Raw genomic sequence first — 12,932 nt, forward strand, 5'->3', positions numbered from 1 at the left:
CCGGTCGCACCGGCGGACAGGTGAGGGGCGGTACGGGATTCCCGTACCGCCCCTCACACGTGCTCAAGTCCCTACTTCAGACCTAGGACCAGCGCGTCCGAGGGGGAGCGCCAGACGGTACGGGCCTCCGCGAAGCCGGCTCCGAGCAGGGCGGCGGTGTGCCAGGCCTCGGGCGGGGTGTCGCCGTCCGCGTGCTCCCCGTAGATCGCGAAGCGCTGCTTCACCGGCTCCGCGAGGACCGGGTCCGCGGCGGCCAGGTCCCACCACTCGCGCCAGTCCAGCGCGCCGGCCGCCTTGGCCCGGTCCATCCCGGCGTGCCGGTGGGCGTGCTCGGCGGCGTCGATGCGGGGGGTGGCCGGGTCGGGCATGTGGTCGGCGTTCATGAACACCCCGCCCGGGGCCACCAGCGGCGCGAGCCGCCCGTACAGGACGGCGAGGTCCTCGCTGTGCAGCCAGTGCAGGGCGGTGGCGGTCAGGACCGCGTCGTAGGAGTCGTGGGGGAGGGCGGCGGGCCAGTCCGGGTCCTTGAGGTCGGCGGTGACGAAGGCGACCCGCTCGTCGCCGGCGAAGTGGCCCTCGGCGATGGCCAGCAGCGCGGGGTCGAGATCGACGCCCGTACTGGTGGCTCCCGGGAACCTCTTGAGGACGCGGTCCGTGATACTTCCCGTACCGCACGCGAGATCCAGCACCCGGGGGGTGGGTCCGACCAGGGCCTCGACCATGTCCAGCATCACCCGGAACCGCTCCTCGCGGTCGGGCATGTACCACTCCTGCTGGCGGTCCCAGCTGTCCTGCCAGGTCTGCCAGTACCCCGCGCCGGTGGCCGTATCTGCCGTATTCGCCGTATTCGCCATCACGAACCCCTCCATACGTAATACCCTCGAAGACGTCTCAGCCGTTACCGGAGACATTAATCCGCAGCCGTAAGGACTACAAGTGGAACTGGCCCATTACTCGGACTTCGCCGTGCGCCTGGTCAACACCGAGGAGCCGGCCCGCAACAAGGACGAGCTCACCTCCGTGGACGCCGTCCGTGCCCTGTTCGGCGCAAGCGTGCAGATGGCCCGCCGCGTCACCGACACCGACGTCACCCGCTTCCGCAACGTACGGGCCCGGCTGCGCGCCGTCTTCGAAGCAGCCGACGGCGGTGACCACGTCCTCGCGGTCGACCTGCTGAACTCGCTGCTCATGGAGTTCCCGGTCAGCCCCCAGGTCTCCGGGCACACGACCATCGGCGAGGACGGCCGCCCCGACTGGCACATCCACCTCGCCGAGCACCCCTCGAACGCATCGGCGGGCTACGCCGCCATGGCGGCCATGGGCCTGGCCTTCGCCCTCACCGAGCACGGCCCCGACCGCCTCGGCCTGTGCCAGGCCGCGCCCTGCCGCAACGCCTACCTGGACACCTCCACCAACCGCTCCCGGCGCTACTGCTCTGACCGCTGCGCCACCCGCGCGAACGTGGCCGCCTACCGCGCCCGCAAGCGGCTGGAGGCCGAGACGTCCGCCCGCAGCGGGCGCAGCGCCGACGCCGCCCAGGACAGCCGGGCCCTCAGCGAGCGCTGATCCTCCTCGCGCGGCCGGAAGCGCAGCACCGCCGTCGCCAGCACCAGCTCGCCGGGCACCGGCCCGTAGACGGTGCTGTCGCCGGTCTCGTTGTACGGGTTGTCGCCCAGCACCCACCAGCAGCCGCCCGGCCGCCGCTCCACCGCCCGCTTGATCACCAGCAGGTCCTGCTGGAAGGGATGGCGCAGCACCACCACGTCACCCGGACGGACGGCGGCCCCGTACCGGACCACCACCTGGTCCCCGTTGGTCAACGTGGGCACCATCGACGCCCCCGTCACCTCCACCACCCCGAACCGCTTCCGCGGGCGCCCGTTCTCCACCATGCGTGTCCTCCTCGTCACCCCCGCATGCTGCCGCACCGGTCCGTACATTCGCTCACCGGTCCGGCCGCGCCCCTGGACTTTTGTCCTAAGCCCATGGGGGCGCCCGCGAAATCCGGTTGTTCAGCGAGTAATCTCCCCCTTGAGAAGACGATCACGAGGAGGACAAACTCCATGCTTTCCCGCCTCTTCGCCCCCAAGGCGAAGGTCTCCGCCCACTGCGATCTTCCGTGCGGCGTGTACGACCCTGCCCAGGCCCGCATCGAGGCCGAGTCCGTCAAGGCCGTGCAGGAGAAGTACCAGGCCAACGACGACGCCGACTTCCGCGCGCGCGCCATCACCATCAAGGAGCAGCGCGCCGAGCTCGCCAAGCACCACGTCTCGGTGCTGTGGAGCGACTACTTCAAGCCCCCGCACTTCGAGAAGTACCCCCAGCTGCACACCCTGGTCAACGACACCCTGAAGGCCCTCTCGGCCGCCAAGGCGTCCAACGACCCGGCGACCGGCGCCAAGGCTCTTGAGCTCATCGCCGAGATCGACCGCATCTTCTGGGAGACCAAGGCCGCCTGATCCGGCGCCCGGTACCCCTGCTCGCGCCTGCCCCGTCGGCCGGCGCGACGACGAGAACGGCCCGACTGCCTTCTGGCAGCCGGGCCGTTCTCGTTCTCGCTCCTCGGCTCCGCATCCTGCGGATACGCGCCGTGCTCACTCGTCGGCGTCGTCGTCCTCGTCGTCCAGGCGGGCCAGCCAGGTGGCCAGGCGTTCCACCGGGACCTCGAAGTCCGGGTTCAGGTCGACGAAGGTGCGCAGCTGCTCGGCGAGCCACTCGAAGGTGACCTCCTCCTCGCCGCGCCGCTTCTCCAGCTCCTCGATGCCGCGATCGGTGAAGTACAAGTCGGGCTCCGTGCCGTGATGTGGGTGTGCAGGGGGTGTTTCCCGCCAGGATAATCCGCGGGGCCGAAGAGGCCTCCCGCCCGTGGTGTTCCCGGGGCTAGCCTGGATGCCCAACGAGCGGGGGGCGCGGATGAGGGACGGGCGCACGACCGGCTCGGCGCACGCCTTCGAGCTCCTCGAGCCCCTCGTCCAGGCCGCGACCGTACGCGTTCACGCCCCGCCGGGCGGGTATGACAACCCCGGCAGCCATCGGACCGGTCCCACGTGGGGGAGCGGTTTCTTCATCGCCCCCGGCTGGGTCCTGACGTGCGCGCACGTGGTCGGCGAAGGGGGTGCTGCGGTGCGTCTGACGGGACGCGAGGTCGGCATCACCTTCTCCTCCGGGGCCCACGGGGCGACCGGGACGGTCACCGGGCGCGTGGAGTGCGTCCTGCCCGAGCGGCTGGAGGAGCGGCGCCCCCGCCGGGGCGCCCTGTGGGACCTGCCCGACCTGGCGCTGCTCAGGGTCCTGGCCCCGGTGTCGCACGCCTGCGTCTGGCTGACGGACCGGTCCAGACCCCGCTTCGACGAGGTCGCCTACTTCGGCTGCACCGAGGACCTCGGCACCCCCGAGATCACCGGCCGCACCACCCGGCTGCGCGGCAGCGCCGGGAACGGCGCGGCCATCCGGCTCGGCGACGACGACGAGATCGACCCCGGCATGTCCGGCGGCCCGGTGGTGGACCTGGCCCGCGGGGAGGTCGTCGGGGTGCTCAAGGCCCGGCGGCACGGGGCGGGCGGCGGGCTCGCCGTGTCCGTCGTGCAGCTGCGCACGCTGCCGATGCCCGCGCGCGGCCAGGTCGGGCTCTACCGCCGCGTCATGCAGGCCCACGACCTGCACCACTACGACCAGCACCTCAGCGACCTCGACAACCGCCGGACCTGGACGGACGTCCACGGCGAGCTCCCGCCGGAGGAGGGCGCCCCCTACGGCGGCCGCGGCCGGCTCACCCCCGGCGAGCGCACCACCCTGTGCGGGCTGCTGGCCGAACTGCCCCCGCCGGGTTCCTCCGAGGTCGTACGGGCCCTGGTCGAGGCGGCCCGCGGGGAGGAGCCGGACCCGCAGCCGCCCGCCCCGCTGAGCTGGCGCGACGGGCTGGGGCTGCTGCACGACCCGCCCGGCGGGGCGGCGGAGGCCGTGGCCATGCTCCGGTACGCGACGGACGTGAGCGTGGCCGACTACCGGGAGCCGCCGACCCCGGGCGCGGACGAGGAGCTGTGGGACTGGATCCGTGCCACGGCCGAGCGGCTGTGGCGCCCGCTGCGGCGGGAGCTCGGCGAGCGCCACGAGCGGGGCCTCGCGGAACGGGAGCGGCGCCGGCGGGCCTCGGCCGGCCGGGCGGTGGGCGGCCCGGCACGGCGGGCCGGCGGGCTGCCGCCCGGGGCCTCGGTGCTGCTGGAGGTGTGGGCGCACGGCTGGGAGGACGTCTACGACTGGCGGGTCTCCGTACTGGCCGGCCCGGCACAGCCCGGGCGGGTCACCCCGGTGGACTCGGGCGTGCGCGCCACCCTGGCGGGCCTGCCGGAGGCGTTACGGGTCCCGCTCGCCGAGGCCTTCCGGCGCTGCGACACCCACGAGGCGGCGGCCCTGCTCGAAGTGGCCGTGGCCCCGGAGCTGTTCGGGCTGGCCGTGGACGAATGGGTGGTGGCGGGCGGCGTACCGCTGGGCGTGCAGCGGCCGGTGGTGCTGCGCCACCCCGCCGGGCGGACCGGGGCCGGGCACCCGGCCGATCCCGGGCGGTCGGCGGATCCCGGGGATCCCGCGGGCCGCGCGCATCCGGCGGATCCCGCGGACCCCGAGGGCCGCGCGCACCCCGGGACGGCCGCCCGGTGGGCGCGGGTGCAGGCGGGACCGCTGCTGGACGAACGGGCCGACTGCGTACGGGGGCGCCCGCGCAGCCCCGCCGCCGAATGGCTGACGGGACTGCCCGACAACACCGTGCCGGTGCACTGCCGGGCGGCCGACCAGGAGCCCACGCTCGGCTCGCTGCACGCGGTGCGGGAGGCCGGGTACGGGGTGGCAGTGACCCGGCGGCCCCCGCCGGATCCGGGGGCCTCGTGCGCGCCGTTCCACCGCGGGCTGCGGGAGGAACTGGCCGACGCCGGGCGGGCGGAGGTGCTGCCGCTGCGGCTGCAGGCGCTGCGGGGGCGGGCGCACGGGGCGGACCCCGACGCGTACTGGGCGGCCGGGACCGGGCTGGTGTGGGAGGACCCGGCGCGGCCGCTGCCGGACGACGAACCGCTGCAGGGCGACCTGTGACGGCACCGGGCCCGGCCGATTCGAGTGAGGGAGGGGCAATGAACGACGAGTGGCTCATATACCGGGGGGTCGGTGAGCCCCATGACGGGATCGACGCCCTGCCCGACCCGCCGCCCTGGCGGGACTTCGACGGCGGGCCGGTGGCGGAGCCGGGCGGGCCGGCCGCGGCCGTCGACGGCAACGTGGCCCGGCGGCTCGGGGCGCACCGGCAGGCCGCCGAGCTGCACCGGCCGGAGCCCGAGGAGCTGGAGGCCGTCAACGCGGCGCTGTACCTGCGGCGGCCGCTGCTCGTCACGGGCTTCCCCGGAACGGGGAAGTCCACCCTCGCGCACGCCGTCGCCCACGAGTTGAAGCTGGGGCGGGTGCTGCGCTGGCCGGTGGTGTCGCGGACCGTGCTGCAGGACGGGCTGTACCGGTACGACGCCCTCGCGCGGCTGCAGGACGTACAGCTCGCGGCGAGCGGGGGCGCGGAGGCGGGGCCGGCCGACGGGGCCCCGGGCGCGGCAGCCGGCACCGGGACGGCACCCGGCATCGGGAAGTACATCCGGCTCGGGCCGCTGGGCACGGCCCTGCTGCCCACCGGGCGCCCCCGGGTGCTCCTCATCGACGAGCTCGACAAGAGCGACATCGACCTGCCCAACGACCTGCTGAACGTGCTGGAGGAAGGGGAGTTCGCGCTTCCCGAGCTGGAGCGGGTCGCCGACTCCGAGCCCGAGGTGCAGGTGCTCACCGACGACGGGACCAAGGTGACCGTCCGCGGCGGCCGGGTCCGCTGCCGGGAGTTCCCCTTCATCATCCTCACCAGCAACGGGGAGCGGGACTTCCCGGCCGCCCTGCTGCGGCGCTGCATCCAGCTCAAGCTCGGGCAGCCCGGCGAGAAGCGGCTCGCGACCATGGTCCGTGCCCACCTCGGGGAGGAGGCCGCCCGGCTCGGGGCGGACCTGATCCGGGAGTTCCTCAGCCGCTCCCAGACCGAACTGGTCGCCGCCGACCAGCTGCTCAACGCCGTGTACCTGACCCACTACGCCTCCCCGCCCACCCGGGAGGACCTCGCGGACCTGCTCATCCAGCGCCTCGACCGTCCGAGGTGACGGGCCGTGCCGCCGCCCGCCACACCCCCGCCCGCCGTGCCCCCGGCCGCCGTGCCCCCGGCCGCCCACGGACCCGGCCCCGCATCCCGCCAGGCCGCCCAGGCCGCCCCGGCCGTCCCGGGCGCCCCGGGCGTCCGCGAACTGGCCGCGCTGCTGCGCGCCGCCGGGCTCGACCCGAGCGCCGAGGAACTCGCCGACGCGCTGTGGCTGGCCGGGCACATCCGCGGGCCGGGGACGGCCGCGCCGGGTGCACGGGAGCCGGACCGGGACCCGGACGAGGACGCCGAGGACCGGGCCGGCAAGCCCGTGGAGCCCGAACGGGAAGAGGCGGACGCCGATGATCCGGTCCGGCTCTACGCATCCGGGGCGCGCCGCGCCGCAGGCGCCGAGGGGGACCGGCCGGAGGAGTCGCCCGAGGAGTACGGAGTGCCCGTACGGGTGCCCCGGGCCGCCGCGCTGCCGCGCATCCTCGACATCCAGCGGGCCCTGCGCGCCCTCCAGCGGCACCGCCCGCCCGCCCCGCCCACCCGGCTGGTGATCGACGAACCGGCCACCGCCGAGGCCAGCGCCCGGGCCCTCGGCCTGGTCATCCCGGTGCTCCGGCCGGAGAGCCGGCGCGAGGCGACCGTACGGCTGGTGATGGACGCGTCGCCGTCGATGGCCGTGTGGCAGGACATGTTCGACGAACTGCGCTCGGTGTGCGAGCGGTTGGGGGCCTTCCGGGACGTCCAGGTGCACTACCTGCACCGTCTCGCGGACGGTAAGGCGGTCCTCGGGCGCAGCCCCGTACCCGGCTCCGGGCTGCGCTCCGGCGACCAGTTGCGGGACCCGACCGGACGGGCCCTGACCATGGTGGTCTCCGATTGCGCCGGGCCGCTGTGGCGCGAGGGTGCCGCGCAGCGGCTGCTGTACCGCTGGGCCGAGTGCACCCCGTGCATGGTCGTCCAGCCGCTGCCGCAGCGACTGTGGGGCCGCAGCTGGCTGCCGACCGAACGGGGCACGCTCACCCGGCTGGAGGGCGGCGGACAGAAGCTGAGGTTCCGGCCGGACCGGCCGCTGCCGCCCGGACGTCTCACGGGCGGGCTGACCGTGCCCGTGCTGCCGCCGAGCCCGACCGCCCTCGGGGCCTGGGCCCGGCTCGTCGCCGGACTCGGCACCGGGCCGGTACCGGCCGAGGTGGGCCGGGTGCTGGCCGACCATCCGGCCGCGCCCGTGCCGCCGCCGCGCGCGGTACGGCCGCCGCGCGAGCTGGTGGCGCGGTTCCGGTCCTCGGCCGCGCCCCGGGCCGTACAGCTGGCGGTGTACCTGTCGGCGGCGCCGCTGACGCTGCCCGTGATGCGACTGGTGCAGCGCACGATGCTGCCGGACTCGGAGCCCTCCGACCTGGCGGAGGTCCTGCTGAGCGGGCTGCTGCGGCGCAGCGGGCCGGGGCCGGGGCACTGGTACGAATTCGTCCCCGGGGTGCAGGACGTGCTGCTGGGACCACTGGGACGGGACGAGGCCGCCCTGGTGCTCAAGCACTGCTCGGAGTACGTGCTGGCGCACTTCGGGCGGGGCGTACGGAACTTCCCGGCACTCGCGGTCTCGCAGCTCACCGGGGTGCCGCCGGCGGTGGTCGACCCCGGGCCGCAGGAGGCCGAGCGGGTGCCCGAGGGGCGGCTCCCGCAGGCCTTCGCACAGGTTTCGGCCAAGGTGGTACGGCGCTACCTGCCCGGCATGCCGGAGCAGGGCCCGGCCCGGCGCGAGCCCCCTCCCGTCCCCGTACCCGGGCGGGCCGGGGCGGTGCGCGCCGCACGGGACCGGCTCGCGGACGCGGCCGCGGACGGCGGCGCGGACGGCGGGGCGCGGGCCCTGCACGAGGCCGTCGCGGTGCTGCGGCGGGCGGTGACGGCTCCGGTGGCGCCCGGCGACCCGCCGGAGGAGGCGGAGACCGAGCTGGCGGGCGCGCTGCTGCGGTTGTGGGCCGCCCAGCGGGACCCGGAGCTCCTCGCCGAGGCGGAACGGGCCGTGACCGGGCTGCTGACCCCGGCGGCGCGGGCGGTCCTCGGCCGGGTGCTGTACGAGCGGGCGCTGGCCCACGGCCCCGACGCGGAGCTGCTGGCCGAGGCGGACCGGGAGTTCGCGGCGGCGGGCGCCACGGCCGGACCGGAGCTGCGGCGGGACTGCGCGGTGCGGCGGGCCGAGACCCTGATCCGGCTGAGCGGGCTGCGCGCGGACGCGGGCGCGCTCCGGGAGGCCCGCGCGGCCCTGGAACCCCTGGCGGGACCCCCGGCCGCCCCCGGCGGTGCGCTCGACGGGGACCCGGACGCGCACCCGGATCCCTCGGAGCCCGCCCCGGACCCCGAGCTGCAGCGGGCCCTGGGCCGGGTCCTCCTGGCCCTCCTGCCCCGCACCGAGGACCCGGCCGCGCGCACGGTCCTGGCCGAAGAGGCCGCGGCCCGGCTGGCCGTGCCGGCCGCGGGCACCGGCCCGGCCGGGGGCAGGGTCGCCGAGGCCCGGGTGCGCGTGGACCTGGCCGGCGCGCTGCGGTACCTGCCCGCCCGGCTGGAGGAGGCGGCCGGCCAGCTGACCACGGCCCTGGCGCAGGCCGGCGGGGACCCCGAGCTGCGGGTGGCCGCCCTGGTGTGCCTGGCCCGGGTGCACCGGGAGCGGTACGCGCGGGACGCCGACCCGGCGGCGCTGGAGGAAGCGGCCGAGGCGTACGGCCGGGCCCGGCGGCTGATCCCCCGCGACGGGGAGGCCTTCGGGGAGCTGCTGCCCGAGTGGGGCGAGGTGCTCCTGGAGCGGGCGCGGGCCGCCGACGGGCGGCGGTTCACCGGGGCTGCCGTGCGCGTGCTGCGCGACAGCCGGGCCGCGGTCCCGCAGTCGGACCCGGGGGCCGCGCACCGGCTCGTGCGGCTGGCCACCGGGCTGCGGCTGCGGCACGCGTACGAGGGCGACCCGGTGGACCTGCGGGAGGCGGAGTACCTGCTGGAAGTGGCCGTCCGGCACAGCCGCTGCCCGCTGGAGCAGGCCCGGGCCTGGCGGGACCACGGCGACGTGCAGCAGGAGATCCACGGCCACACCCGGGCGGTGGAGCGCCTCGACCGGGCGGCGGACTCCTACCGGCGGGCCTGGCGGGCGGCCCTGGAGGCCGACCGCGAAAGCCGCGCAGGCCGTGACGACCCCGAAGGCCGGGAGGCCGCTGCCGGAAGCGAGGGCGCCGCCGTCCGGCTGGCGGCCCGCGTACAGGAGTCGCGGGGAGCGGTGCTGGAGCGCCTCGCCCGCCCCCGGGCGGCCCTGGACGCCTACCGCTCCGCCCTGGAGCTGTGGACGCGGCCCGGTGCGGGTGCCGAGGGCGAGGGCGAGGCCTACGCCGAAGGGCGGACGGAGGCACTCCGTGCCCGGGTGCGGGCCCTGGAAGCCGGGCTCTGATGGCGGCGGCCGCGAGCGGAGCGCGCTGTTTCCGAGGACCGGCCGCAGGGAAAGGGCAGTGGACCGTCCGGTCCGCGACGCGACAGGGGGAGCAGCGGCACATGGTGACGAAGCGGCAGGAAGCGGAGGCGGCGACCCCGGCGTGTCCCGGGCGCCTGCCCGACCTCTCCGGGCTGGACCTGGCCGCGCTGCGCGGGATCGACCATCCCGTGCTGGCCCAGGTGATCGAGGGCATGGTCGAGCGGGTGACGCATCCGGCCGAGATCCTCAACGCCTTCGACTCCGGGGTGACCTGACCGGCGCGCGTCTGATCCGCCCCACCTTGAATGCGAGTTGACCACTTTCCGCCGTTAGCCGGGACCGTCCGAAGGGCAGGGATGGACCGTCCGCCGGGGGTTGCCTCCCGGAGGCACGGGGGAGGAAGGCGGGGCGATGAGGCGAGCGGTCACGAGCGACTCCGTCCTGCCCGCGCCGCCCGCGCGCGGCGGCGCCGGCTCCGCCCCGCACCAGGACCCCGCCCGGCCGAAGCCGGACCCCGCCGCGGCGCAGCGGCTGCGCCACGCCCGGTACGCGCCCTGGCCCTATGCCCGGCTCGACGTGGCCGCGGAGCGGGCCGCGGGCCACCGGCCGCATCCGATCCGGCAGTTCGTGCTCAAGACGCGCAGCCGCTGCAACCTCGCCTGCACCTACTGCTACGTCTACGAGATGGCCGACCAGGGCTGGCGCGGCCAGCCGCCCGCCATGACCGCCGCCACCGCCGCCCGCGCCGCCGAGCGGATCGCCGAGCACGCCGCCGCCCACGCCCTGCCCCGCGTCGACCTGGTGCTGCACGGCGGCGAACCGCTGCTCACCGCCCCCGCCGCGCTGGCCGGGCCCGTCGAGGCCGTACGGGCCGCCGTGGCCCGGGCGGCCCCGCGCACCCGGGTCACCGCCACCGTCCAGACCAACGGCACCCTGCTCACCCGCGGCCGCCTCGCCGCGCTCGCCGCCGCCGGCATCCGCGTCGGCGTCAGCCTCGACGGCGGACTGCCCGCGCACAACACCCGGCGCGTGGACCACGCCGGGCGGCCCGGCTTCGGCGCGGCCGCCCGGGGCCTGCGCCTGCTGGCACGGCATCCGGACAGCTACGCCGGGGTGCTGTGCGTCGTCGACCTCGGCCAGGACCCGGTGGAGACGTACGAGTCCCTGCTCGCCTTCGCCCCGCCCAGCGTCGGGCTGCTGCTGCCGCTCGCCAACTGGAGCGCCCCGCCCCCCGGCCACCACCCGGGCCTGGCCCCGTACGCCGACTGGCTGCTCGCCGTGTTCGAGCGCTGGTGGCACGACGGGGTGCGGCGCACCCGGATCCGGCTCTTCGAGGAGATCATCGCCCTGCTGCTCGGCCTGCCCGCCGCCACCGAGACCCTCGGGCTCGCGCCCGCCGCCACCGCCGTGATCGAGACCGACGGCTCCATCGAACAGGCCGATTCGCTGAAATCCGCGTACGAGGGGGCCGCCGCGACCGGCATGAGCCTCGACACCCACAGCTTCGACGAGCTCCTCGACCACCCCGGCCTCGCCGCCCGCCAGCTCGGACGGGACGCCCTCGCCGCCGGATGCCGCTCCTGCGAGCTGGTCGAGGTGTGCGGCGGCGGGCACTACCCGCACCGCTACCGCGCCGGCGAGGGCTTCCGGCAGCCGTCCGTGTACTGCGCCGACCTCCAGGTCCTCATCCGGCACATCGCCGCCGCCGTCCACAGCGCCGCGCAGCCTTCCGCGGCGGCCGTCCAGAGCGCCGCGCAGCCCCCCGCGGCGGCCGTCCACAACGCCGCGCAGCCTTCCGCGGCGGCCGTCCACAGCGCCGCGCAGCCCCCCGCGGCGGCCGTCCACAACGCCGCGCAGCCTTCCGCGGCGGCCGTCCACCGCTCCGGGCAGGTGCCCGCGACCGCCGCCCGGCGCACCGCGCAGACCGTCGCCGAGCGAGCCGCCCAGGGCGCCCAGAGCGCCACCCGGCGAGCCGCCCGGGCCGCCGCCGCCCACCCGCCGGCGGTCGCCTCATGACCACCGCCCTCACCGCCTTCACCGTCTCCTCCCGCACCCTGCGCGCCCTCGCTTCCACCGAGCCCTCCACGGAAGGCACCCGCCTGGTCCGCGACGTGCGCCGCTCCAAACGCCTCGTCCTGCTGCGCGCGGTCCTCGACGCCGCCCCCGGCGGCCCCTCCGGGGAGGCCGCCGACCACTGGGCCCTGCTGGAGGAGGCCGAGCGCCGGGACGCGGGCGCCGTGCGCGACGTACTGCACTACCCGGCCACCGGGGTCTGGGCCGAGGAGACCCTGCGCCGGCTGCACGCCTCCTACGGCCCCCCGCCCGACCTCGGCCACCTCGGAGCCCTCGCCGTCGCAGCCGCCCTGCGCGCCGGCATCGCCTTCACCCACACCCTGCGGCCCCAGCAGGGCCGGCTCGTCCTGCCCACGCTCGGACTGCTGCGCCCGGACCGCCCCGGCCCGCTCACCCTCACCGAACGCTCCTGGGACCCCGACGACCCCGCCACCGTGCCCCTGCACGCCCTGCCCGGGGGCCGGACCGCCCTCGACGACCTCGACCCCTACCGGGCGCCCGGCCCCGCGCAGCCCGCCCCCGTCCGCCCCGCCCGCCGTCTCACCCCGAAGGGGCACAAGCGCTGGGACACCCAGTGGTCCGGCGCGCTCACCCTGCTCCTGCGGTACGACACCGTCCGCGCGGAGGAGACCGCACAACTGCTGCGCTCCGTCGTACCGCTGTCCGGCGGCTCCCGCTCCCACGGCGCCACCCTGCCCGCGGCCGCCGGCTCCGTCCTGGCCCGCGCGCAGGCCCCGCCCGCCCTGGCCGCCACCCTCGTCCACGAGGTCCAGCACGGCAAACTCGCCGCCCTCGCCGACGTCCTGACCCTGCACACCGCCGACCGCACGCCCCGCCACTGGGCGCCCTGGCGCAGCGACCCCCGCCCGCTGGAGGGACTCCTGCACGGCGCCTACGCCCACCTGGCCCTGGCCGGGTACTGGCAGCGCGCCGCCCTCTACGGGGCCCGCGGCGCCTGGGCCCAGCACGCCCGGATCCGCGCCCAGGTGGCCGCCGTCCTGCCCGCCCTGCGGGCCCACGACCGACTGACCGCCGCGGGGCGGGAGTTCACCGAGGCGATGGCCGCCGCCGAGCGGGCCATGGACGAGCTGCCGCCGCCCGGCGACCAGCACACCGCGGCCCGCCGGGCCGTCGACCGGGAGCGCCGCGCCTGGTGCGAGGCGCACCCCGAACTCGCCCCGTTCGCCCGCGGTTGAGGGCCGCGCCCACCGGCACCGCTGCGGTACCTTTTCAGTCCCGTCCACTGCCCGG

At 76.7% G+C, this 12,932-nt stretch carries 11 protein-coding genes; 8 read left to right on the top strand and 3 right to left on the bottom strand.

The genetic code is table 11. The features are described from left to right. Positions 1-71 precede the first annotated feature (71 nt). Positions 72-854 carry a class I SAM-dependent methyltransferase gene (locus tag OG472_RS29275; protein WP_401607825.1) on the bottom strand — a complete coding sequence of 261 codons (783 nt, stop codon included), beginning with the start codon at positions 852-854 and terminating at the stop codon, positions 72-74. Positions 855-936: 82 nt separating this feature from the next. Here OG472_RS29275 and OG472_RS29280 point away from each other — a divergent pair, with 82 nt between their 5' ends. Then, positions 937-1,566 carry a CGNR zinc finger domain-containing protein gene (locus OG472_RS29280; RefSeq protein WP_383562879.1) on the top strand — a complete coding sequence of 210 codons (630 nt, stop codon included), beginning with the start codon at positions 937-939 and terminating at the stop codon, positions 1,564-1,566. Here the strand turns inward: OG472_RS29280 and sodX are convergent. Then, positions 1,470-1,892: a nickel-type superoxide dismutase maturation protease gene (sodX, locus tag OG472_RS29285; protein WP_383562882.1), complete on the bottom strand. Its 423-nt coding sequence runs from the start codon at positions 1,890-1,892 to the stop codon at positions 1,470-1,472. The genes OG472_RS29280 and sodX overlap by 97 nt on opposite strands. Before the next feature lie 171 nt (positions 1,893-2,063). Here sodX and sodN point away from each other — a divergent pair, with 171 nt between their 5' ends. After that, a complete protein-coding gene (gene sodN, locus OG472_RS29290) occupies positions 2,064-2,459 on the top strand; it encodes a superoxide dismutase, Ni (RefSeq protein WP_030709803.1) in 396 nt (131 codons plus the stop codon). Between the two features lie 135 nt (positions 2,460-2,594). On the opposite strand, the gene OG472_RS29295 is transcribed toward sodN, so the two are convergent. Further along, positions 2,595-2,783 (bottom strand): DUF6104 family protein, encoded by a 189-nt coding sequence (locus OG472_RS29295; protein ID WP_030709801.1) that lies wholly within the window; start codon positions 2,781-2,783, stop codon positions 2,595-2,597. 106 nt (positions 2,784-2,889) lie between these two features. On the opposite strand from OG472_RS29295, the gene OG472_RS29300 reads away from it, so the two are divergent. The 6 genes from OG472_RS29300 to OG472_RS29325 all read left to right on the top strand — a co-directional run bounded on the left by OG472_RS29300 (position 2,890) and on the right by OG472_RS29325 (position 12,877). Then, the gene (locus OG472_RS29300) at positions 2,890-5,082 is read left to right on the top strand and encodes a trypsin-like peptidase domain-containing protein (protein WP_401606580.1); all 2,193 of its coding nucleotides are present in this window, start codon (positions 2,890-2,892) and stop codon (positions 5,080-5,082) included. Between the two features lie 38 nt (positions 5,083-5,120). Continuing rightward, positions 5,121-6,173 (top strand): AAA family ATPase, encoded by a 1,053-nt coding sequence (locus OG472_RS29305; protein ID WP_405942214.1) that lies wholly within the window; start codon positions 5,121-5,123, stop codon positions 6,171-6,173. Between the two features lie 6 nt (positions 6,174-6,179). Further along, positions 6,180-9,587: an SAV_2336 N-terminal domain-related protein gene (locus OG472_RS29310; RefSeq protein WP_405942215.1), complete on the top strand. Its 3,408-nt coding sequence runs from the start codon at positions 6,180-6,182 to the stop codon at positions 9,585-9,587. 101 nt (positions 9,588-9,688) lie between these two features. Then, entirely contained in the window at positions 9,689-9,883 is a 195-nt protein-coding gene (gene fxsA, locus OG472_RS29315) for an FxSxx-COOH cyclophane-containing RiPP peptide (RefSeq protein WP_383562895.1), read from the top strand. Positions 9,884-10,019: 136 nt separating this feature from the next. Then, positions 10,020-11,624: an FxsB family cyclophane-forming radical SAM/SPASM peptide maturase gene (locus OG472_RS29320; RefSeq protein WP_405831954.1), complete on the top strand. Its 1,605-nt coding sequence runs from the start codon at positions 10,020-10,022 to the stop codon at positions 11,622-11,624. After that, positions 11,621-12,877 (top strand): HEXXH motif domain-containing protein, encoded by a 1,257-nt coding sequence (locus tag OG472_RS29325; protein WP_401606567.1) that lies wholly within the window; start codon positions 11,621-11,623, stop codon positions 12,875-12,877. Before OG472_RS29320 ends, OG472_RS29325 begins: the two co-directional genes overlap by 4 nt. Positions 12,878-12,932: the final 55 nt, after the last annotated feature.

It is taken from the genome of Streptomyces sp. NBC_00207, from assembly GCF_045160965.1.
Lineage (GTDB): Bacteria > Actinomycetota > Actinomycetes > Streptomycetales > Streptomycetaceae > Streptomyces.

Coding starts and splice junctions, on each gene's coding strand:
- OG472_RS29275 (WP_401607825.1), bottom strand. CDS start 854: ATGGCGAATACGGCGAATACGGCAGATACGGCCACCGGCGCGGGGTAC.
- sodX (WP_383562882.1), bottom strand. CDS start 1,892: ATGGTGGAGAACGGGCGCCCGCGGAAGCGGTTCGGGGTGGTGGAGGTG.
- sodN (WP_030709803.1), top strand. CDS start 2,064: ATGCTTTCCCGCCTCTTCGCCCCCAAGGCGAAGGTCTCCGCCCACTGC.
- OG472_RS29300 (WP_401606580.1), top strand. CDS start 2,890: ATGCCCAACGAGCGGGGGGCGCGGATGAGGGACGGGCGCACGACCGGC.
- OG472_RS29305 (WP_405942214.1), top strand. CDS start 5,121: ATGAACGACGAGTGGCTCATATACCGGGGGGTCGGTGAGCCCCATGAC.
- fxsA (WP_383562895.1), top strand. CDS start 9,689: ATGGTGACGAAGCGGCAGGAAGCGGAGGCGGCGACCCCGGCGTGTCCC.
- OG472_RS29320 (WP_405831954.1), top strand. CDS start 10,020: ATGAGGCGAGCGGTCACGAGCGACTCCGTCCTGCCCGCGCCGCCCGCG.
- OG472_RS29325 (WP_401606567.1), top strand. CDS start 11,621: ATGACCACCGCCCTCACCGCCTTCACCGTCTCCTCCCGCACCCTGCGC.